Raw genomic sequence first — 20,249 nt, forward strand, 5'->3', positions numbered from 1 at the left:
GCTCGGACGGTACCGACGACCGTCTCCCGCTCGGTCAACGCTGTGCTCCCGTGCGCGCGTCCTGCGCGCGGCGCATCTCCGCGGCGAGTTCGCGGTTCGCGTACGGACCGTCCTCCGACAGCGCGGAGATCACCGCCTCGATCGTCTCCGCCGGCTTGTTCTGGCTGAGCTTCCGCTTCGCGACCACCCGCGTCGGCGTCAGGCGGAAGCCCACCGTGCCGGCGGCCAGACGCTGCACGAAAGCAGGGTCGTTCGGTCGCTCCCACATCAGCCGGGGATCCGGCATCCGCTCCTCGAAGCGCTGGACCAGACGATCGAGCACCTCGAGGTTCTCCTCGTCGCTCAGGATCTCCGGCACGCCGGAGAGGTGCACGGCCGTGTAGTTCCAGGTCGGAACCGCCTGCACATCGCCGTACCAGCCGGGCGACACGTAGCCGTGCGGCCCCTGGAAGATCACCAGCAGCTCGCGGTCCCCCATGCCGTGGATCAGGTCGTCGGGGCGACCGACGTGACCCACGACCGTGAGGTCGTCCCGCGAATCGTCCAGCAGCACCACGTAGTGCGAGGCGACGAGTCCATCTTCACCTGCGCTGACGATGTTCGCCCACGGATTGGCGTCGACCACGCGACGCATCTCGGTGACGTCGGCCAGGGTGAAGCTCGGATTCTGTCGCATGAATCCAGCCTAGAGCGGGTCGGTCACGCCTGGCAGCGAGGACACCAGTACAGCTTGCGCGCGCCGATCTCCTCGAGAGCGATCTCGGTGCCGCACACGCGGCACGGCAGACCTGCACGGTGATAGACCCAGTGGCGATCGTCTCGGCTCGCCATGGCGGCCCGGTACTCGTCCGGCGACAGATCATCCATCGTCATCATCTGGCCGGTCTCGACGCCGATCGCGAGCAGCCGCACCCAGTCGTGCCACAGCGCGCGGACGATCTCCTCCGGCACGTCGCGGCCGGGTGTGTGCGGGTTGAGGCGCTGTCGGTAGAGCATCTCCGCACGGTAGACGTTGCCGATGCCGCTCACGACCGACTGGTCCATCAGCAGCAGCGCGATGACGGTCTGCGTCTTGCCGACGGCTCGGACGAACCGCTCCTCGTTCTCGACCGGATCTCCGACGAGCGGATCGGGGCCGAGCTTCGCGACGGTCGCCAGCATCTCGTCAGGAGTCTGGAGGACGCAGGCGGTCGGCCCGCGCAGGTCGGCCGCCGTGATGTCGGTCATCAGCCGCAGGCGCACCTGACCGACGATCGGAGGCGGCCACTGCATGCCGTCGTCGGCCAGACCCTTGGTCTGCTCCGACATCCGCACATGCACGCGCGTGCGCCGCGGGGCGCCGATCGAGGACAGGGAGTTCTCTCCGGCACCGTCGAGGATCGGTTCGTCCAGGACGGTGCCGCGCTGATTGGTCTGCCCCATCCGGCCGTTGGCAGAGGCGATCGTGGGGTCGAGGAGGATCTCCCCCGCGAAGTCCCACGCGCCGTAGAGGCCCAGGTGCACGCGCAGCCAGAGGTCGCCTTCCGCCTCGAGGAACATCTGCTTGCCCACGGCCTTGACGCTCACCACGGCCCGACCGTCGAGAACGGCCGCGCCCTCGGCGAACCGTCCCTGCGGACTCGAGGCCCGCAGGGTCTTGCCCACGAAGTTCCGGTCGAACTGTCGGGCGATGCGGTGGACGGAATGCCCCTCGGGCATGTCAGCCCCTCGGGTCCGGGAGGAGCGAGCCGTCGCGCTCGAAGTCCGCGATCTGTCCGATCCGACGCACATGGCGCTCCTCACCGGAGAACGGCGTCGCGATGAACCGGTCGATCAGCGCGGTCACCTCCTCGTAGGTGTGCTGCCGTGCGCCGATCGAGATCACGTTGGCGTCGTTGTGCTCGCGCGCCAGCTCCGCCGTCGAGAGGTTCCACACGAGAGCCGCCCGGATGCCCTGCACCTTGTTCGCCGCGATCTGCTCGCCGTTGCCGGAGCCGCCGAACACGATGCCGAGCGCCTCCACCCCCGCCGCCTGGTCGGCGACGACCGCCTGCGCCGCTCGGATGCAGAACGCGGGGTAGTCGTCGACGGCGTCGTAGACGATCGGACCGTGATCGATGACGTCATGTCCGCCGCTGCGCAGGTGGTCCTGCAGCTGCGTGGAGAAGTCGAGACCTGCGTGGTCGGTGGCGATGTGGATGCGCATGGCTCCCATCCTAGAAGCGGCGGACGCCGGACGGGATGTCAGGGTGCGACGCCCGCGGCGGCCGGCTTGAATCCCGCGCGGATGTTCTCGCAGCATCCGGGACGGCAGACGTCGAAGCCGCCCGGGAGCGCGGTGACGTGCGCGCGCTCCTCGTTGGGCCGGCCCTGGAGCCGCTCCTCGATCAGATCGACGATCCCGGCCACGAACGACGGGGAGACACCCGGCGTGGGAGTGCGCGTGAACGCGAGCCCCGCCTCTTCCGCGGCCTCGGCCGCCTCCGTGTCGAGGTCCCACAGGACCTCCATGTGATCGCTCATGAACCCGACGGGGACGACGGCCACGGCCTTGCGCCCGCGGGCGGGCAGCTCGCCGATCACGTCGCAGACGTCGGGGTCGAGCCAGGGCTGGGATGCGGGCCCGGAACGCGACTGGTACACGAGCTCCCAGGAGACGTCCGCCGCAGCAGGCACGCTCGCGCGGACGCGATCCATGACCCACGCGGCCACCGCCAGGTGCTGCGCCGCATAGGCTCCGCCCTCACCCCAGTCGATGTCACGCGCGCCCGACCGCTCCGCGTCGGCCGTGGGGATGCTGTGCGTCGAGAAGAGGATCTGGATGTCGGAGGCGGCGATGCCCGCGGCGAGGAAGCCCTCGACGGCCTCGCGCACCCCGGTCTCGAAGGCCTCGACGAAGCCCGGGTGGTCGTAGAAGGGGCGGATCTTGTCGATCGTGACGGTCTCGCCCAGGCCGGTGTCCTCCAGGACCCGTGCGAAGTCCTCGCGGTACTGACGGCAGCTGGAGAACGAGCTGTAGGCGCTCGTCGCGAAGGCGAGGAGCGTGTTGTGCCCCTGGGCCGAGGCCTCCGTGACGACCTCGTCGAGATACGGGGCCCAGTTCCGATTGCCCCAGTAGACGGGGAGGTCGATCCCGCGAGCAGCCAGCTCCGCCTCCAGCGCCTCCTTGAGCACACGGTTCTGGCCGTTGATCGGGCTCACACCGCCGAAGTGGCGATAGTGGTGTGCGACCTCCTCCAGGCGCTCGTCCGGGATGCCACGCCCTCTCGTGACGTTGCGGAGGAACGGGATCACGTCGTCCTGCCCCTCCGGTCCCCCGAAGCCCGCCAGCAGGATGCCGTCGTACGCGACCGGGGTCGTCACGAAGGGGGCACCGCCGGCAGCGGCAGGCGAGGCAAAGAGGACGGTGTTCGGCTCGATCGCAGTCACTCTCCCATCCTTTCACCTCTCCGGCGTGAGGGCGTCCGCTGCTCTGGCGTAGGCTGTCAGGGTTGCCGTCGGCGCCAACTGCGCCCGACTCCGGTGACATCCCCTCACCCCTGGGAGTACATCTGTGCCTGGAGAGAACCTCACCCGCATCGAAGCGCAGGAGCGCCGCGACGTCGTCGACACCCAGTCGTACGAGGTGGCCCTCGATCTGACCAAGGGTGCCGAGGTCTTCGGCTCCCGCAGCGTCGTGCGCTTCAGCGCGACCCCTGAGAGCTTCACCTTCATCGATCTGATCGCGCGCGAGGTCCGCGAGATCTCCCTCAACGGCGAGCAGCTCGATCCCGACGAGGTCTTCGCCGATTCGCGCATCGCCCTCACGGGGCTCCAGGCGGAGAACGTGCTGGTCGTCGACGCGGACTGCCTGTACACGAACACCGGAGAGGGACTGCACCGCTTCGTCGATCCGGTCGACGACGAGGTCTACCTCTACTCCCAGTTCGAGGTCCCGGACTCCCGTCGCGTGTTCGCGGTCTTCGAGCAGCCCGATCTGAAGGCCACGTTCCAGTTCACGATCACGGCGCCTTCGGCGTGGAAGGTCGTCTCCAACTCGCCGACGCCCGAGCCGATCGTCCACGACGACGACTCGATCGCGACCTGGGGCTTCGAGCCCACTCCCCGCATCTCCTCGTACATCACGGCGCTCGTCGCAGGGCCGTACGAATCGACATTCTCGGAGCTGACGAGCGCGTCCGGCCGGGTCATCCCCCTCGGCGTCTACGGCCGCAAGAGCCTGTGGCAGCACCTCGATGCGGACTACATCTTCGACAAGACCCGCGAGGGCTTCGCCTACTACGAGTCGAAGTTCGGCGTGCCGTATCCGTTCGCGAAGTACGACCAGCTCTTCGTGCCCGAGTTCAACGCCGGCGCGATGGAGAACGCGGGCGCCGTCACGTTCACCGAGACCTACGTGTTCCGCAGCAAGGTGACCGACGCCGTCAAGGAGCGCCGTGTCGTCACGATCCTGCATGAGCTGGCGCACATGTGGTTCGGCGACCTGGTCACCATGAAGTGGTGGAACGACCTCTGGCTCAACGAGTCGTTCGCCGAGTGGGCGTCGACCATCGCCACCGCCGAGGCCACCGAGTGGACCGAGGCCTGGACCACGTTCAACGCCATGGAGAAGACCTGGGCGTACCGCCAGGACCAGCTTCCCTCCACGCATCCGATCGTCGCCGAGATCAACGACCTCGAGGACGTGCAGGTCAACTTCGACGGGATCACCTACGCCAAGGGCGGCTCCGTCCTCAAGCAGCTCGCCGCCTGGGTCGGGATCGAGGCGTTCTTCGGCGGCGTCTCGCAGTACTTCCAGAAGCACTCCTGGGGCAACACCGAGCTGAGCGACCTGCTCTCCGAGCTCGAGGCCACGAGCGGTCGCGACCTCAGCACCTGGTCGAAGAAGTGGCTCGAGACCGCGGGCGTCAACACCCTGGAGCCGGTCATCGCCGAAGGCGGCGACGGCACCATCTCGCGGTTCGCCGTCACCCAGACGGCACCGGCGGACTACCCGACGATCCGTCCGCACCGCCTCGGCATCGGCTTCTACACGCTGACCGACGGATCGCTCACGCGCACGCACTACGTCGAGGTCGATGTCGACGGAGACCGCACGGAGGTGCCGGAGCTGCAGGGCATCAAGCGCCCCGATCTGGTGCTTCTCAACGACAACGATCTCGCCTACGCCAAGATCCGTCTCGACGAGAAGTCGCTGGCCACCGCGATCGCCCACCTCGCCGACATCCATGACCCGCTGGCCCGCTCGCTGGTGTGGGGCGCGGCCTGGGATCAGACGCGCGACGCCGAGACCCCGGCATCCGACTACATCGACCTCGTGCTGGGCAACATCGGCCGCGAGACGGAGTCCACGACCGTCCGCACCACGCTCGGGCAGCTGCGGACCGCGGCGACGCTCTACGTGGCACCCGCCGACCGCGAGGCCGCTCGTCTGAAGGTCGCCGACGGCATCTGGGCCCTCGCCGAGGCCGCCGAGCCCGGCAGCGACAGCCAGCTGCAGTTCGTCACCGCCTTCGCGAACGCCCTCGTCACGCCCGAGCACGCCGGGATCGTCGGGCGCCTGCGCTCCGGCGAGGAGACCCTCCCCGGGCTCGAGATCGACGCCGACCTGAACTGGCAGCTGCTCGTCGGCCTCGCCACCATCGGTGCGACGGATGCCGGGTCCATCGATGCCGCCCTTGCCGCGGACAACACCGCCAAGGGCGGCGAGTTCGCGGCCCAGGCCCGTGCCGCCCTCCCCGACGCGGCGTCCAAGAAGGCCGCGTGGGCCTCGCTCGTCGAACGCGACGATGCTCCCAACACGATCGTCCGATCGGCAGCGCTCGGCTTCGTCCACCCCGCCGGAGCCGCGGCCCTGCGCGAGTTCGTGCCGGCGTACTTCGACATGCTGCTCCCCGTCTGGGAGTCGCGCTCGTACCAGATCGCGCAGTACCTCGTCGTCGGGCTGTTCCCGACGGCACTCGCGGACATCGCGTTGCGTGACGCCACACGCGCCTGGCTCGCCGAGAACCAGGATGCCGCGCCGGCGCTGCGTCGGCTCGTCCTGGAGAACCTGGCCGACGTCGAGCGCGCGCTGGCCGCGCAGTCGCGCGACGCGGACGACTGATCACCGTACAGCCTCAGCGTCCGGCAGCGGGCGCTGAGGCTGTTCGGCATCCAGCCCGCGCAGAGGCCCGATCGCTAGGATCGGAGTGATGATGATCCCCTTCGAGAACGCACCCCCGACGACGCCGGAAGAGCTCCCGGAGTGGTGGAAGCAGACGCTCATCGTGCTCGGCGACGTCGGCATGAAGGCGCTTACCGTCGCGCTCATCCTCGTCAGCTGCATCGTGATCGGGCTGATCCTGCGCGTCGTCATCCGTCGCGTGGTGCATCGCATCGTCGACACCGCCAAGAACAAGGCGGCCGTCGACGACACGCAGGCGCTCGAGCGCTCGCCGCTGTCGGACATGCGACTCGTGCAGCGCACGCGCACGCTCGGGACGATCCTGCAGAACATCGTGAACGTGATGCTCGTCGTGATCGCGCTCGTCCTCGTCGTCAGCGCCCTCTCCCCCGGCCTCCTCGGCTCTCTGACGCTGCTCACGGCCGCTGTCGGCGCGGGTCTCGGCTTCGGCGCGCAGAACATCGTCAAGGACGTGCTCAACGGCATCTTCATCGTCGCAGAGGACCAGATCGGCATCGGGGATGTCGTCGACCTCGGCCTCGCGAGCGGCGTGGTCGAGTACGTCAGCGTGCGCATCACCCAGGTCCGCGACGTGAACGGGACCCTCTGGTACGTGCGCAACGGCGAAGTGACCCGCATCGGCAACATGTCGCAGGGCTGGGCGCGGGCGATCATCGATCTCGGCGTACCGGCGGATTCCGACCTGGAACAGGTCGAGCACACGATGCTGGAGACCGCGCAGGGGCTCGCCAAGGATCCCAAGTGGCGCACCCGCATCATCGAGAAGCCCGAGCTCTGGGGCCTCGAGTCGATCGGCGGTGACGCGCTCGTCGTGCGCATCGTGATCAAGGCGCGGGCCAACGCGAAGGACGACGTCGCGCAGGAGCTCCGCCGTCGCCTTCGCGCTGCGCTGGCCGAGAAGGAGATCGCGGTGCCGAGCATGGTCGAGGTCGCCCCGACGGGACTCGACGGAGCGCGTCGCGTCCGCGGAGCGAATCCGCCCCGGACCCGCCCCAACGCCGTGACCGGAGTCCCGGTCATCCCGGATCGCGGGATCTGGCGGCGGAAGAAGCCGACCGACGACGGGAGCCCCCAGAAGTGATGTTCTACGACGAGGTCGGCGGACACGAGACGTTCGCGAAGATCGTCTCGGTGTTCTACCGCGAGGTGGCACTCGATCCCGTGCTCAAGCCGATGTACCCCGAGGAGGATCTCGGGCCCGCCGAGCAGCGGCTGCTGATGTTCCTCGAGCAGTATTGGGGCGGCCCGACGACCTATGGCGAGACGCGAGGGCACCCACGCCTGCGCATGCGGCACATGCCGTTCCACGTGGATCCCGACGCGCGGGATCGTTGGCTCCGTCACATGCGGACCGCCGTGGACGAGGCGCAGTTGTCGCCCCTGCACGAATCCACGCTCTGGGACTACCTGGAGCGGGCCGCCTATGCCATGGTGAACACACTCGAGCCGTCGGGGATCGGCACCGCCACGGGCGGGCGTCCCACGCTCGAGACCCGATCACGTCAGGAATCAACGGAGAACTCATGACGAAGACGCCCCTGTCCACTGATGTCCTGGTGATCGGATGGGGGCTGTCCGGGCTGGTCGCCGCCGCCGAGGCCCTCGCGGCCGGGCACCGCGTGATCCTGATCGACCAGGAGCCGCGGACGAATCTCGGCGGACAGGCGTGGTGGTCCTTCGGCGGGCTCTTCTTCATCGACTCGCCGGAGCAGCGGCGGCTGGGCATCAAGGACTCGCTCGAGCTCGCGACGCAGGACTGGTTCGGCAACGCGGGCTTCGATCGCCCGGAGGACGAATGGCCGAGGCGTTGGGCGGAGGCCTATCTGCAGTTCGCGGCCGGCGAGAAGCGCGCCTGGCTGCGCGAGCGCGGGGTCGGGTTCTTCCCCGTCGTCGGCTGGGCGGAACGAGGAGGCTACGGGGCCCTCGGGCCGGGCAACTCGGTTCCGCGCTTCCACATCACATGGGGAACCGGGCCGGGGGTCGTCGCGCCGTTCGCCGCCGCGATCGAACAGGGAGAGCGCGAGGGGCATCTCACGGTGCTCCCGCGCCATCGCGTGGCCGAGCTGATCGTCACCGACGGGGTCGTCACAGGTGCACGGGGTGAGGTGCTGGCGACGAGCGGCGCGCGTCGCGGCGCCGAGTCCTCGCGCGAGGTCATCGGCGCTTTCGAGATCTCTGCCGGCGCCACGATCGTCTCGTCCGGCGGCATCGGAGGGAACCACGACCTCGTGCGGGCCGCGTGGCCCTCGCGCCTGGGCACGCCACCCGAGCACATGCTCACCGGGGTTCCGGCGTACGTAGACGGCTCGATGCAGGCCGTCAGCGAGGCCGCCGGCGCCCGCCTGATCAACGGCGACCGGATGTGGCACTACGTTGAGGGCATCACGAACTGGGATCCGGTCTGGCCGTCGCATGGCATCCGGATCCTCCCCGGCCCGTCCTCCCTCTGGCTCGATGCGACCGGCAAGCGGCTTCCGGTGCCGCTTTTCCCCGGGTTCGACACGCTCGGCACCCTCGCGCATCTGCGCACGACCGGTCACGACCACTCCTGGTTCGTGACCTCACGGAGCATCGTCGAGAAGGAGTTCGCGCTCTCGGGCAGCGAGCAGAATCCGGATCTCACCGGCAAGGACGTCGGTCTGCTGCTCAAGTCCCGTCTCGCGAAGGGTCCGACCGGTCCCGTCCAGGCGTTCCTCGACGAAGGCGAGGACTTCATCGTCGAGGGCGATCTCGAATCCCTGCTCGAGCAGATGCAGCGGCATCCGGGCGGCGAGGCTCTCGACATCGACGCGGTCCGCCGCGAGGTCGTCGCCCGCGACCTCGAGATGGACAACGACTTCACCAAGGACGCGCAGATCGGCATGCTGCGCTCGATGCGCAGCTACCGCGGTGACAAGCTGATCCGCACCGCGGCGCCGCATCGCCTGCAGGATCCGGCGGCCGGTCCCCTCATCGCGGTCAAACTGCATGTGCTCACGCGGAAGTCGCTGGGTGGCATCAACACCGATCTCGACGGGCGGGCGCTCGATGCTTCAGGAGTCCCCATCCCCGGACTGTACGCGGCCGGAGAGGCCAGCGGCTTCGGGGGCGGCGGGGTCCACGGGTACCGCGCGCTGGAGGGAACCTTCCTCGGCGGATGCCTGTTCTCCGGTCGCCAGGCGGGACGCGCCGCCTCTCGCTGAAGTACTTCCGGCCCGTGAACGGTCGGGAAGAACGTCGGAGGGCGGCTCTAGCCGGCGCTGCCCGTATCGCGGACGGCGGTCAGACCGGATGCGACCGGTCCGCGAGCGAGCACGTGCCCGCGCCGGAACGCCAGGCGGGTCCACCGTCCCGACTGCATCACGGGCACGTCCTCCTCGCCCGAGATGAAGCCCAGGGCGTCTGCGGCGAAGGCGATCCCGCGGGGCAGGCCGCCGAGATCCTCGTCGGGTTCGCCCCAGATCGCGGCCCGCAGCGCACGGACGGCCTCCTCGCCCGAGCCCGGTGTCGCGCCACGCGCGACGGCGGAGATGCCCCACTGCGCGCGTTGAGCGATCATCGACGCCGGCAGCGTCGCCGCCGGCGTCCAGTCCCCGCGCGGCGGTGCCACCCCGGCCCACGCGGGCGAAAGCCCGGTCTCCGGGAGCGTCAGCTGCAGGGGATCATCGGTCGCGGCGAGCTGATCGACCACGATGTCGCATTCGAGCTCGGGGTCGGCGTGCACGATGCGCATCGCGAGGACGGTCGGCGTGCTGTCGAAGAGCCCGTGCGGAGCCAGAGCCGCCGTGGTCAGCGCGAGGACTCCCCTCGACGCCTGCAGCCGCACACCGTCGTCGGTGATCCTCGTCGCCCGCCCCACGAACGTGAGGACGTCCTTCGCAGTGTCGGGGTCGGCGAGGAGAAGCTGATGCGGCACGAGCTCTAAACTACCAACGGACCGGTGCCCGCGGTCGCGGAGAGGAAAGAATGAGCCCCGAAGACCACGCCGCCCAGACGGTCGAGCGACTGCTCGATGTCCTCGATCTCGAGGTGACGCAGGCGCGAACCACCGAGGACATCTTCACCGGAGCATCTCATCCGATGCCGACCGGCCGGATCTACGGCGGGCAGGTGCTGGCACAGAGCCTCATCGCCGCCGAGCGCACCCTCCCCGAGGACCGCGCCGTCCACTCGATGCACGGCTACTTCCTTCGGCCGGGGGACGCGAGCCAGGGCATCACGATCGCGGTCGACCGCATTCACGACGGAAGGTCGTTCTCGACGCGGCGCTCCCAGGCCTATCAGAACGGCGTGCCGATCTTCTCGATGATCGCGTCCTTTCAAGATGCCGATCCGGGTGTCGAGCATGCGGAGCCGATGCCGGAGGATGTGCCGGCGCCCGAGGATCTCTCGCCGGACGAGGACCGCGTGGCGGGGCTCCCCGGCGGGACAGCACGGATGCTGAGCGAACGAGCCGCAGATATCCGCCATGTCGACTCGCCCCTCTATCTGCCGAGCGACGATCCGCATGTGGCCAGGCAGGCGGTGTGGATGCGCATGCGCGCACCGCTCCCCGACGATCAGCGGCTGCACCGCGCCGCGCTCGCTTACCTGAGCGACATGACGATCCAGGAGTCGATCCTGCGGGCGCACGGTGTGTACTGGGCGATGCCGGGACTCAAGGTCGCGAGCCTCGACCACGCGATGTGGTGGCACCGCCCGGCACGGGTGGACGAGTGGCTCCTGTACGTGCAGGAGTCGCCGAACGCACGGGGCGGTCGAGGACTCGCCACCGGACGGATCTACTCCGGCGAGGGCGGTCTCGTCGCCAGCGTCGCGCAGGAGATCATGATCCGCGTCCCCGCCGACTAGTCCGCGTTGAGCGTGGGCAGGATCTCGGCGTAGCGGACGAGGAAGGCGCGCTCGTCGAGCCTCTTGCGGCGCAGCCACCCGGTGACCTCGCTGTTGCTCTTGCTCGCGTTGCAGGACGCGCAGGCGGGGACGACGTTCTCGAGCGTGTAGCGTCCGCCCCGCGAGATCGGCATGATGCAGTCGCGCTGGAGCCCGTCACCCTGGGCTCCGCAGTACGCGCACCCGCCCCAGGCCGCAACGAGATCGGCCCACTGCGACGCGGTGAGGTCGTTGGTCACCTTGTCGAGCCGGCGCTGTCGTCGCTTCGCGTAGCGGGCACGCGCGGCCGCTGACGTGGTGGCGGGGAATCGTCGGCGTGAGGGCACACGACGACGGTACCGCGCCGGCGGGCGGAATCCGGTCAGCGGTGCGCGTACTCGATCGACGAGCCCACGTAGGGCTCCCAGGCGTCGCGCATCTCCTGCGTCAGGCGAGTCGGACGACCGCTCGCGGCGTCCACCAGGACGATCACGGCCGTCGAGCGGGCATAGATCGTCCGCGGCTGAGCCTCAGGGTCGTTGTGCACCTCGTAGCAGACCTCGATGCTCGAGCCGCCGAGCTTTCCGAACCACATCTGCACCTCGAGCGGGCGACGCTGATACGGCACCGGAGCGAGGTACTCGATCTCCTGCCGGGCGATGAGGGTGAGGATCCCCTCCTCGATGCCGGAGTCGAGGACAGCCGTCTGCGGCGCCTCCTCCCCCGGTCCCGCACGCCAGAAGGCCCGGACCCGCGCCTCCTCGAGCAGCTTGAGCATCGAGGTGTTGTTGACGTGGTTGAAGGCATCCAGATCACCCCAGCGCAGGTGGATCGGGATGTGCAGGCGAGGCGATGACATCAGTCGCGCGTGAGCTTGCGGTGCGTGGAGCGGTGCGGCTTCGCGGCATCCGGTCCGAGACGCTCGATCTTGTTCTCCTCGTAGGACTCGAAGTTGCCCTCGAACCAGTACCACTGGTCGGGCTTCTCGTCGGTGCCCTCGTACGCCAGGATGTGCGTCGCGATGCGGTCGAGGAACCACCGGTCGTGAGTGATGACCACGGCGCAGCCGGGGAACTCGAGAAGCGCGTTCTCGAGCGAGCTCAGCGTCTCGACGTCGAGGTCGTTGGTGGGCTCGTCGAGGAGCAGGAGGTTGCCGCCCTCCTTGAGCGTGAGCGCGAGGTTGAGGCGGTTGCGCTCTCCACCCGAGAGCACGCCGGCCTTCTTCTGCTGGTCCGGCCCCTTGAAACCGAACTTCGACACGTAGGCGCGCGACGGGATCTCGGTCTTGCCGACCGTGATGTAGTCGAGGCCGTCGGAGACGACCTCCCACAGGGTCTTGTTCGGGTCGATGTTCGACCGCGACTGATCGACGTAGCTGATCTTGACGGTCTCGCCGATCTTGAGGTCGCCGCCGTCGAGAGGCTCGAGACCCACGATCGTCTTGAACAGGGTCGTCTTTCCGACGCCGTTGGGGCCGATGACGCCGACGATGCCGTTCGGCGGCAGGCTGAAGCTGAGGCCGTCGATGAGCGAGCGCTCGTCGAAGCCCTTCTTGAGCTTCTTGGCCTCGATCACGACGCTTCCGAGACGCGGACCCGCGGGGATCTGGATCTCCTCGAAGTCGAGCTTCCTCGTCCGCTCCGCCTCCGACGCCATCTCCTCGTACCGGGCGAGACGGGCCTTCGACTTCGTCTGCCGCCCCTTGGCGCTGGAGCGCACCCACTCCAGCTCCTCCTTGAGGCGCTTGGCGAGCTTCGCATCCTTCTTGCCCTGGATCTCGAGCCGCTCGCCCTTCTTCTCGAGGTAGGTCGAGTAGTTGCCCTCGTAGCCGATGAGGCGGCCGCGGTCGACCTCGGCGATCCACTCGGCGACATGGTCGAGGAAGTACCGGTCGTGGGTGATGGCGATCACGGCACCCTTGTACGCCTGAAGGTGCTGCTCGAGCCACAGGACGCTCTCGGCGTCGAGGTGGTTGGTGGGCTCGTCGAGGAGCAGCAGGTCGGGCTTCTGGAGCAGGAGCTTGGCCAGCGCCACACGGCGCTTCTCACCGCCCGAGAGCGGGGCGATCGCCGCGTCGCCGGGCGGTGTGCGCAGGGCGTCCATGGCCTGCTCGAGCTGCGAGTCGAGATCCCAGCCGTCCGCGGCGTCGATCTCCTCCTGCAGCGTGCCCATCTCGGCGAGGAGAGCGTCGAAGTCGGCGTCCGGGTCGGCCATGAGGGCCGAGATCTCATTGAAGCGGTCGACCTTCGCCTTGATCGCGATCCCGTCCTGGATGTTCTCGATCACGGTCTTCGACTCGTCGAGCTCCGGCTCCTGCATGAGGATGCCGACAGAGAAACCGGGCGAGAGCTTCGCCTCGCCGTTCGACGGCGTGTCGAGCCCCGCCATGATCTTGAGGATCGTCGACTTTCCGGCGCCGTTCGGACCCACCATGCCGATCTTGGCGCCGGGAAGGAATGCCATGGTGACGTCGTCGAGGATGAGCTTCTCGCCCACTGCCTTGCGTGCACGCACCATCGAGTAGATGTACTCAGCCACCGAAAACCGCTCCTTCTGTTGGCGTCGAAGATCGACACTCCAGCCTACCGGCCCGTGGCTGTGTCACCAGTCGATCGGGCGAGTCGTGCCGACGAGGCAGCGCCCTTCCGCCAGCTGAGGCATCACGGCCGTGACGACCTGCCCCGTCGACGGACCGACCTGCCCGATCAGGCATTCGTCATCGCCCCAGCGCACCGAGAACTGCAGGCTCTCCGCCGTGTTGCCGACCGTCGTGAGGTCTTGCGTGACCTGCATCGCTGCGCGGTCGAACCCGGCGGCGATGAGAGCGTCGATGTACGCGCGACCCGACCCCTGCTGATCCGTAGTCCAGATGCTCTCCGAGACACGCGTGAACACGGGGAGGTTGTCCTCGGCGGTGCCGTCTGGCACCAGCACCGGATCTGGCGCCGCCTCGGAGTCCGGTGCGGGCGAAGTCTCGGCGGTTGGCGACGCGACCGGCTCGGCACCGGGCCCGCAGGCGGAGAGGACGAACAGCCCGGCAACGAGAGCCAGGGCGGAGGCGGCCTTCAACGGCGCCGCAGAGACCGGTCGACGAAGCACGTGCTGAGTCTACGGGCAGCGACCGTGATGACCGCGCCGCCGACCGGTCCCGATCCTCTCCCTTCGTCGCGCTCAGTGCGAGGCGACGCGATCAGCCGTGGCGCCTGCCGGCACCTCTGCCCACGAGATGTCCAGATCGGGCAGTTCTCGGTCGCCGTCGGGCTCGTCGGTTGCGCCGGGGTCGGTGTCGACTCGCTGATCGGCAGCCGTCGGTCCTTCCGCGGCCCCGTGCACGCCGGCATCCGTCGGCGTCGCTCGGCTGCGGGCGAGGAACGCGCTGGTCCCCCACCGCAGATCGTGCCCGATCGCGTCGGCGATGATGTCGACGCTGGTGCCCTGCTTGCCATTGCTCTCCCAGCTGCGGATCCGGAGCCGACCCGTGACGATGACGCTGTCTCCGGTTCGCAGCGACGCCTTGGAGTGCTCGCCCAGCTGCCGGAATGCGGCGACCGAGAACCAGTTGGTCTCCGAATCGACCCATGCCTGGGTCACGGTGTCGAACCGACGGTGCGTGCTGGCGAGTCGGAAGTTCGTGACCGGAGCCCCTCCTGTCGTCTGTCCCTGCGTCGGATCGGTGGCGACCCTTCCGATGATGGTGACGGTGTCGATCATTCTCAGTCCTCTCGATGACCGGGTCCAACGCCCGGATCGCACCAGCGTGCGGCATCCCGCTGCGCCCCGAACTCGCAGAAGACGGGATCGGTGGACACTCCGCGCCAGATTCGGTGTGTGCAGGACTGCTTTCGGAGCCCCTGTCGGCGACGGCGACCGAATGTCGGTGGTCGGTCATATGTTCGAATCAGAAAGGAGTTCCGATGTCCGACAGCTTGACCACCTATCTGCCCGAGGTTCCCTAAGCGACGCCTCGGCTCTCCTCCGCGCGCGAACACCTGGTCCGGGCGGCCGATCATCTGTGGCGCGTTCAGGACCGCACGGAGCGCGTCCTCGGCCATCTGCGGATCGTCGCCGACCCACTGGGACTTCGCTACCGCGCCGAGCGTCTTCACCTCGCGACCGGCACGTTCCGCATCGTCGGCGAGTTCTGGCGGGCCGACGACGCCGTCGCCGCGCTGCGCTACTCCTGAGCGTGTAGCGGCAAGACTGTGCGTGCTCCTCGGCGGGTCACGCGCATGGGGAAAGCCGAGTGCCCCCGGCAGGATTCGAACCTGCGACCGGCGGATTAGAAGGCCGCTGCTCTTCCTCTGAGCTACGAAGGCGTGCTTACAGCGTACCGCGCCCGGTCGCCGATGTCGGGCCCGTCGATAGTATGGCGGCATGGTATCTGCGTCCGAGAACGATCGTCTCGTATGGATCGACTGCGAGATGACGGGACTCGATCTGGCGGTCGACGAACTCGTCGAGATCGCCGTCGTCATCACCGATTTCGAGCTCCGTCCCATCGATCCGGGGTTCCAGGTGGTGATCCGCCCGAGTGATGCGGCCCTCGCGAACATGAACGACTTCGTCACCAAGATGCATGAGACATCGGGGCTGATCGAGGAGATCCCGCACGGCGTCACCCTGGAAGAGGCGGAAGCCCAGACGCTCGCCTACATCCGACGATTCGTCCCGCTCGAGCGCAAGGCTCCCCTCGCGGGCAACACGATCGGCACCGACCGCATGTTCCTCGCGAAGTACATGCCACAGGTCGATCAGTGGCTGCACTACCGGAACGTCGACGTCTCGAGTATCAAAGAGCTGTCCCGTCGCTGGTACCCGCGGGTGTTCTTCCAGGCTCCGTCCAAGGACGGCGGCCACCGTGCCCTCGCCGACATCCTCGAGTCGATCCGCGAGCTGCGCTACTACCGCGAGGCCGTCTTCGTCGCGGAGCCGGGACCGTCCAGCGACGACGCGCGCGACATCGCGACGCGCACCGTGTCGGAGTTCACCTCGAACATGTAATAGACTCATCTGGTTGCCCGCTCCGGTGGGCACATGGTGGGTATAGCTCAGCTGGTAGAGCGCTGGCTTGTGGTGCCGGATGTCGCGGGTTCGAGTCCCGTTACTCACCCCAGTGAAGAGGCCCGAATCGTATTGATTCGGGCCTCTTCTGCGTCTCAGGGGCATGCCCGCCGGGCTCTAGACTGACGGGGTGTCACTCGCGGTCTGGTTCTCCCTTCTCACGGCCTCGGTGGTCATCAGCTTCACGCCCGGGGCAGGCGCGATCAACACGATGTCGAACGCACTCAACCAGGGGTGGCGCCGCTCGATCTGGGGCATCGTCGGACAGCAGATCGCCCTCATCGTCCACGTCGCCATCGTCGCCGCAGGCGTCGGGCTCCTGGTGTCGCGCTCCGAGTTCCTCTTCAACGCGATCCGCTACGCGGGCGCCGCGTATCTCGTCTTCCTCGGCATCCGCCTCATCCTGACGAAACCCGATGTCGTGGTCGCGGACGACGACATCTCACCGGTCGACTCCCGTGAGGGGCACTGGTCGATGATCCGGCGGGGGTTCTGGGTCAACCTCCTCAACCCGAAGGCGATCGTCTTCTTCCTCGCCTTCATCCCCCAGTTCATCCGACTCGACGAGCCGCCCCTCCCCCAGTACCTCACCCTCGTCGCGACCGTGATCATCGTCGATGTCATCGTGATGTGGGGCTTCTTCGCCGCAGCAGCCCGCCCTTTCCGCCGGCTGACACGCTCTGCACGCGGCCAGCGCATCCTCAACACCGTCTTCGGCGTTCTGTTCATCGCCGTCGCGGCGCTCCTCGTCTTCCTGCATTGACGCTGACGCGCGTTCCCACCCCCGGCCCTAGGCTGGAGCGGATGGAGATGGATGCCGCAGCCTTCGAGGCGCTCGTGATCGACGAGCTCGACCAGCTGCCCGACGACATGGTCGACGGGCTGGAGAACGTCGTGTTCGTGGTCGAGGACCGTCCCGAGGACGGCACCCTCGATCTGCTGGGCCTGTACGACGGGCTGGCTCTGACGGAACGGACGCAGTACGGCATGGGTGAGCTTCCGGATCGGATCGTCCTGTTCCGCGAGCCGCACCTCGCGCAGTGCGAGACGGAGACGGAGCTGCGCGACGAGATCCACACCACTCTGGTGCACGAGATCGCGCACTTCTACGGCCTGGATGACGAGCAGCTCCACGAGATGGGCTGGGCATGAGCACTCCGGTCGCGCTCCCGGATCTCGAGGAGATCACCGACCTCCACGCCGCGCCCCTGGAGCCGTGGGAGGTGGTCGTGTGGAACGATCCGGTGAATCTCATGAGCTACGTCGTCCGGGTGTTCCGCACGTATTTCGGCTACTCCACAGAGCGCGCCACGGCGCTGATGCTCGCCGTCCATCACGACGGACACGCGATCGTCGCGACCGGTCCGCGCGAGACGATGGAGGTGCACGCCCAGGCGATGCACGACTACGGCCTCTGGGCGACGGTGCGGAAGGTGTCCGGATGAGCGCCCGTGAGATCGTCCTCTCGCTCGCCGTGATCGAAGGGGCGCATCTCCTGAGGCTCGTGGACGAGTTCGGCGAGCTGCTCCGTGCGCGCTCGACGGACGATCCCGCCGTTCGACGGTTGACGCCGACGGCTTATCCGGATGATGCGGAGGCGGCGGCAGCCTTCGCCGAGACCACCCGTGACGAACTCCTCGATCGGCGGCGCAGCGAGGCGACGACGGTGCGCGCAGGGCTCGCACCGTTCGACATCGAGATCGATGCCCTGTCCGAGAAGGACGCTCTGGAGCCACGCGATCTCGTCATCGCGGAAGACGATCTCGACGCCTGGCTGCGCACGCTCACCGCGATCCGGCTGGTCATCGCTGACCGTCTCGGGATCACCACGGAGGATCACACGAGCGATGACGGCCGCGGAGACATCTACGATTGGCTCGGTTACCGCCTCGAGGTGCTGATCCAGGCCGCCGACGAGATCGACGCGCGACGCGGCCGTTGATTCCCTAGGGGATCTCGACGATCCTGGTCGCCAGCGTCCGCGGGTCGTCGCGCTCCACGTGGAGGCGCTCCTGAGCCGCCCAGCGATCCCAGTGCGGACGATAGGTCTCTCCGTCGCGAGCGAGTGCGCGTGCCTTGCGCGCCGGCTCCCCCGACTCCGCCCAGACCCGCACGTCCCCGAGACCGACCGTCGACGGCGTCAGGATGCCGCTCCCCTCGACGATGACGCCCAGGGCAGGATCGACGGCGTGGCTCTCCGCCTCCGTCTCGCGCTCCCAGTCCCATCGTCGCCAGGTGCCGAGGTACCCGCGTCCGTGCGGACGGAGGATCCACTCGAGCGCTCGTTCGACACCGGCGTCGAGCCCGTCCCATCCGGGGTACAGCGAATCCAGCGCGATGAGCTGCACGCGTCCGGCCAGTGGCCACCGTGCTGCCAGCCGTGCGGCGAGAGAAGTCTTCCCCGCGCCGCTGCGGCCGTCGATCAGCACGACGGGGTTCGCCGCCGCGAGAGAGAGGACGTCCTGCTCGATCAGCGTCGCGGCGCGATCGAGCGCGGCCGCGACGGGATCGTCACTTCTTGAGGGCACGGATGATGCGCGAGAGCGCCCGCCCGGTGACCCAGACGAACGGCACAGCAACGGCCAGCAGAGTGACGATGTTCGGCTCGAACCGCAGCCCCTCTTCGCGACGGACGTATACGCCGACCGGGATCGAGACTCCGCCGCCGCCACCGCCCTCGCCGCCTTCCGCGCTGCCGCCGCCGAAACCGGAGTAGGTGAGAGACACCGGAGTGATGCTCACCCCGTCGACGTCCTGCGGCTCACCGTACGCGCTCTTCACGCCGAAGGACGCGATCTGCTTTCCCAGTTCCAGTGCAATGTTCGGCATGGTCCCACGCTAGCCCACGAAACAGGGCGGCGTGCGGTCAATCCACGCCGTGCGCCTTCGGATGCTGGGCGGCGCCTCGCCCGTCACCCCGACCGATGTGGCGTGCGCGACTGATCGTGGCCGTGCCGAACCGCGCGACCGCCTCGTCGACGGCCCCTTCGACCTTCCGCCAGTCCTCGTCGTCGTCCCAGAGCCCCAGACCCCCTCCACCGGCCGGTCGCAGGTTCTCCGCGCGCACACCGAGGAGGCGCACGGGATCGCGGCGGTCGATCTGCTCGTACAGGGCCTGCGCGGCCTCTCCGATCCGCTGCCCGACCGCTGACGGCTCGCTCAACGTCTGGGAGCGGTTCAGCGTGCGGAAGTCATCGAAACGCACCTTGATCGCGATCGTGGCCGCCTCCCACTCCGCGCGACGCAGACGGGCCGCCACGCGGTCGGCGAGACGGAGCAGCTCGGCCCGGAGGAAGGCGCGGTCCAGGATGTCGTGATCGAAGGTCTCCTCGTGCCCGATGCTCTTCTCGATCCGCTCCGTGTCGACCACACGCGGGTCTTCTCCTCTGGCGAGCTGCGCGAGGCGGGCGCTCAGGGCGGCACCCACCGCACGGTCGAGCATCTCGGGCGACGACTCCCGGATGTCGTGGATGGTGCGGATGCCACGGGCTTCCAGAGCCTCGGCCGCCTTCGGCCCCACGCCCCACATCGCGCGGACCGGGCGCGGAGCGAGGAAGTCGAGGGTGTCGCCCGCCGCGACCACGAGCATCCCGTCGGGCTTCGCGATCGTGGACGCCATCTTCGCCACATGCTTGGTCGCGGCGACGCCGACGCTGCAGGTGATCCCGACCTCTTCGAGCACCCGGGCTCTGATGAGTCCGGCGATGCGCGCCGGACTCCCCCACAGCCGCCGCACGCCCTGCACGTCGAGGAATGCCTCGTCGACGGAGAGCGGCTCCACGAGCGGCGTGAACGATTCGAAGATCGCCATCACCTGCCGGGAGACCTCCTGGTAGCGGTGGAAGTGCGGCAGCACGATGCGTGCCGTGGGGCACAGCCGCAACGCCTGGGACACCGGCATGGCCGCGCGCACGCCGTACCGACGAGCCTCGTAGGACGCGCTCGACACGACCGATCGTCCGTCCGGCGCACCGATGATCAGCGGCAGACCGCGGAGGCTCGGGTCGTCGAGCACCTCGACCGCTGCGTAGAACGCGTCCATGTCGACGTGCAGGATGCGGGTTCCGGTGTCGTCGGCGTCGGTGGGCGACGTGATCTGCCCTCTGCCGTCGCCGTGTCCCATGGATCCATTCTCTCCCGGACTCCGGACACGGGTGCGTCGACGGGCCCAGCA

23 protein-coding genes and 2 tRNA genes are annotated in these 20,249 nt (G+C 68.4%); 11 read left to right on the forward strand and 14 right to left on the reverse strand.

Annotation, left to right across the window (positions count from 1 at the left end):
* Positions 1-34: 34 nt before the first annotated feature.
* From MRBLWH11_RS15305 to MRBLWH11_RS15320, 4 genes are read right to left on the reverse strand one after another with little or no spacing between them, the layout of a single operon-like run.
* Entirely contained in the window at positions 35-676 is a 642-nt protein-coding gene (locus MRBLWH11_RS15305; RefSeq protein WP_341945449.1) for an FMN-binding negative transcriptional regulator, read from the reverse strand.
* A 23-nt stretch (positions 677-699) separates the two neighbouring features.
* Positions 700-1,698 carry a DNA-formamidopyrimidine glycosylase family protein gene (locus MRBLWH11_RS15310; RefSeq protein ID WP_341945450.1) on the reverse strand — a complete coding sequence of 333 codons (999 nt, stop codon included), beginning with the start codon at positions 1,696-1,698 and terminating at the stop codon, positions 700-702.
* A 1-nt stretch (position 1,699) separates the two neighbouring features.
* On the reverse strand, positions 1,700-2,185 hold the full coding sequence (locus tag MRBLWH11_RS15315) for a ribose-5-phosphate isomerase (RefSeq protein ID WP_116635015.1): 486 nt from the start codon (positions 2,183-2,185) through the stop codon (positions 1,700-1,702).
* A gap of 38 nt (positions 2,186-2,223) precedes the next feature.
* Positions 2,224-3,408 (reverse strand): ferrochelatase, encoded by a 1,185-nt coding sequence (locus MRBLWH11_RS15320; RefSeq protein WP_341945451.1) that lies wholly within the window; start codon positions 3,406-3,408, stop codon positions 2,224-2,226.
* A 124-nt stretch (positions 3,409-3,532) separates the two neighbouring features.
* On the opposite strand from MRBLWH11_RS15320, the gene pepN reads away from it, so the two are divergent.
* The 4 genes from pepN to MRBLWH11_RS15340 all read left to right on the forward strand — a co-directional run bounded on the left by pepN (position 3,533) and on the right by MRBLWH11_RS15340 (position 9,348).
* A complete protein-coding gene (gene pepN / locus MRBLWH11_RS15325) occupies positions 3,533-6,085 on the forward strand; it encodes an aminopeptidase N (RefSeq protein ID WP_341945452.1) in 2,553 nt (850 codons plus the stop codon).
* Between the two features lie 88 nt (positions 6,086-6,173).
* Positions 6,174-7,247 carry a mechanosensitive ion channel domain-containing protein gene (locus MRBLWH11_RS15330; RefSeq protein WP_341945453.1) on the forward strand — a complete coding sequence of 358 codons (1,074 nt, stop codon included), beginning with the start codon at positions 6,174-6,176 and terminating at the stop codon, positions 7,245-7,247.
* Complete coding sequence (locus MRBLWH11_RS15335; RefSeq protein ID WP_341947841.1) at positions 7,247-7,693, forward strand: globin; 447 nt, start codon at positions 7,247-7,249, stop codon at positions 7,691-7,693. Before MRBLWH11_RS15330 ends, MRBLWH11_RS15335 begins: the two co-directional genes overlap by 1 nt.
* Positions 7,690-9,348 (forward strand): FAD-binding dehydrogenase, encoded by a 1,659-nt coding sequence (locus MRBLWH11_RS15340; RefSeq protein ID WP_341945454.1) that lies wholly within the window; start codon positions 7,690-7,692, stop codon positions 9,346-9,348. The genes MRBLWH11_RS15335 and MRBLWH11_RS15340 overlap by 4 nt, the downstream gene beginning before the upstream one ends.
* A gap of 47 nt (positions 9,349-9,395) precedes the next feature.
* On the opposite strand, the gene MRBLWH11_RS15345 is transcribed toward MRBLWH11_RS15340, so the two are convergent.
* Positions 9,396-10,061 (reverse strand): hypothetical protein, encoded by a 666-nt coding sequence (locus MRBLWH11_RS15345; protein WP_116635021.1) that lies wholly within the window; start codon positions 10,059-10,061, stop codon positions 9,396-9,398.
* Between the two features lie 50 nt (positions 10,062-10,111).
* Here MRBLWH11_RS15345 and MRBLWH11_RS15350 point away from each other — a divergent pair, with 50 nt between their 5' ends.
* The gene (locus MRBLWH11_RS15350; protein WP_341945455.1) at positions 10,112-10,996 is read left to right on the forward strand and encodes an acyl-CoA thioesterase II; all 885 of its coding nucleotides are present in this window, start codon (positions 10,112-10,114) and stop codon (positions 10,994-10,996) included.
* Here the strand turns inward: MRBLWH11_RS15350 and MRBLWH11_RS15355 are convergent.
* From MRBLWH11_RS15355 to MRBLWH11_RS15380, 6 genes are all read right to left on the reverse strand, one after another.
* Positions 10,993-11,361 carry an HNH endonuclease signature motif containing protein gene (locus tag MRBLWH11_RS15355; protein ID WP_341945456.1) on the reverse strand — a complete coding sequence of 123 codons (369 nt, stop codon included), beginning with the start codon at positions 11,359-11,361 and terminating at the stop codon, positions 10,993-10,995. The genes MRBLWH11_RS15350 and MRBLWH11_RS15355 overlap by 4 nt on opposite strands.
* 35 nt (positions 11,362-11,396) lie before the next feature.
* On the reverse strand, positions 11,397-11,873 hold the full coding sequence (locus MRBLWH11_RS15360; RefSeq protein ID WP_341945457.1) for a thioesterase family protein: 477 nt from the start codon (positions 11,871-11,873) through the stop codon (positions 11,397-11,399).
* Complete coding sequence (gene ettA, locus MRBLWH11_RS15365; RefSeq protein ID WP_116635025.1) at positions 11,873-13,552, reverse strand: energy-dependent translational throttle protein EttA; 1,680 nt, start codon at positions 13,550-13,552, stop codon at positions 11,873-11,875. The genes MRBLWH11_RS15360 and ettA overlap by 1 nt, the downstream gene beginning before the upstream one ends.
* A gap of 63 nt (positions 13,553-13,615) precedes the next feature.
* Positions 13,616-14,113, reverse strand: a complete 498-nt coding sequence (locus tag MRBLWH11_RS15370) for a hypothetical protein (RefSeq protein ID WP_207769943.1) — start codon at positions 14,111-14,113, stop codon at positions 13,616-13,618.
* 72 nt (positions 14,114-14,185) lie between these two features.
* Positions 14,186-14,725 (reverse strand): single-stranded DNA-binding protein, encoded by a 540-nt coding sequence (locus MRBLWH11_RS15375; protein ID WP_116635026.1) that lies wholly within the window; start codon positions 14,723-14,725, stop codon positions 14,186-14,188.
* A 533-nt stretch (positions 14,726-15,258) separates the two neighbouring features.
* Positions 15,259-15,330: transfer RNA gene (locus tag MRBLWH11_RS15380), tRNA-Arg, on the reverse strand.
* Positions 15,331-15,388: 58 nt separating this feature from the next.
* Here MRBLWH11_RS15380 and orn point away from each other — a divergent pair.
* The 6 genes from orn (at position 15,389) to MRBLWH11_RS15410 (ending at position 18,017) form a co-directional block, all read left to right on the forward strand.
* Entirely contained in the window at positions 15,389-16,015 is a 627-nt protein-coding gene (gene orn / locus MRBLWH11_RS15385; RefSeq protein ID WP_116635028.1) for an oligoribonuclease, read from the forward strand.
* Between the two features lie 36 nt (positions 16,016-16,051).
* A tRNA-His gene (locus MRBLWH11_RS15390) sits at positions 16,052-16,127 on the forward strand.
* 78 nt (positions 16,128-16,205) lie between these two features.
* Positions 16,206-16,838, forward strand: a complete 633-nt coding sequence (locus tag MRBLWH11_RS15395) for a LysE family transporter (protein WP_341945458.1) — start codon at positions 16,206-16,208, stop codon at positions 16,836-16,838.
* 41 nt (positions 16,839-16,879) lie between these two features.
* Positions 16,880-17,227, forward strand: a complete 348-nt coding sequence (locus MRBLWH11_RS15400; protein WP_116635030.1) for a metallopeptidase family protein — start codon at positions 16,880-16,882, stop codon at positions 17,225-17,227.
* Positions 17,224-17,520 carry an ATP-dependent Clp protease adapter ClpS gene (gene clpS / locus MRBLWH11_RS15405; RefSeq protein WP_341945459.1) on the forward strand — a complete coding sequence of 99 codons (297 nt, stop codon included), beginning with the start codon at positions 17,224-17,226 and terminating at the stop codon, positions 17,518-17,520. The genes MRBLWH11_RS15400 and clpS overlap by 4 nt, the downstream gene beginning before the upstream one ends.
* Positions 17,517-18,017 carry a DUF2017 family protein gene (locus MRBLWH11_RS15410; RefSeq protein WP_341945460.1) on the forward strand — a complete coding sequence of 167 codons (501 nt, stop codon included), beginning with the start codon at positions 17,517-17,519 and terminating at the stop codon, positions 18,015-18,017. Before clpS ends, MRBLWH11_RS15410 begins: the two co-directional genes overlap by 4 nt.
* Positions 18,018-18,021: 4 nt before the next feature.
* Here the strand turns inward: MRBLWH11_RS15410 and MRBLWH11_RS15415 are convergent, their stop codons facing one another.
* From MRBLWH11_RS15415 to dinB, 3 genes are read right to left on the reverse strand one after another with little or no spacing between them, the layout of a single operon-like run.
* Positions 18,022-18,603 carry a hypothetical protein gene (locus MRBLWH11_RS15415; RefSeq protein WP_341945461.1) on the reverse strand — a complete coding sequence of 194 codons (582 nt, stop codon included), beginning with the start codon at positions 18,601-18,603 and terminating at the stop codon, positions 18,022-18,024.
* Positions 18,587-18,904: a hypothetical protein gene (locus MRBLWH11_RS15420; RefSeq protein WP_116635034.1), complete on the reverse strand. Its 318-nt coding sequence runs from the start codon at positions 18,902-18,904 to the stop codon at positions 18,587-18,589. The genes MRBLWH11_RS15415 and MRBLWH11_RS15420 overlap by 17 nt, the downstream gene beginning before the upstream one ends.
* Before the next feature lie 37 nt (positions 18,905-18,941).
* Entirely contained in the window at positions 18,942-20,198 is a 1,257-nt protein-coding gene (gene dinB, locus MRBLWH11_RS15425; RefSeq protein ID WP_341945462.1) for a DNA polymerase IV, read from the reverse strand.
* Positions 20,199-20,249 lie beyond the last annotated feature (51 nt).

The sequence above is a fragment of the Microbacterium sp. LWH11-1.2 genome (assembly GCF_038397745.1).
In the GTDB taxonomy this organism is placed as follows: Bacteria; Actinomycetota; Actinomycetes; order Actinomycetales; family Microbacteriaceae; genus Microbacterium.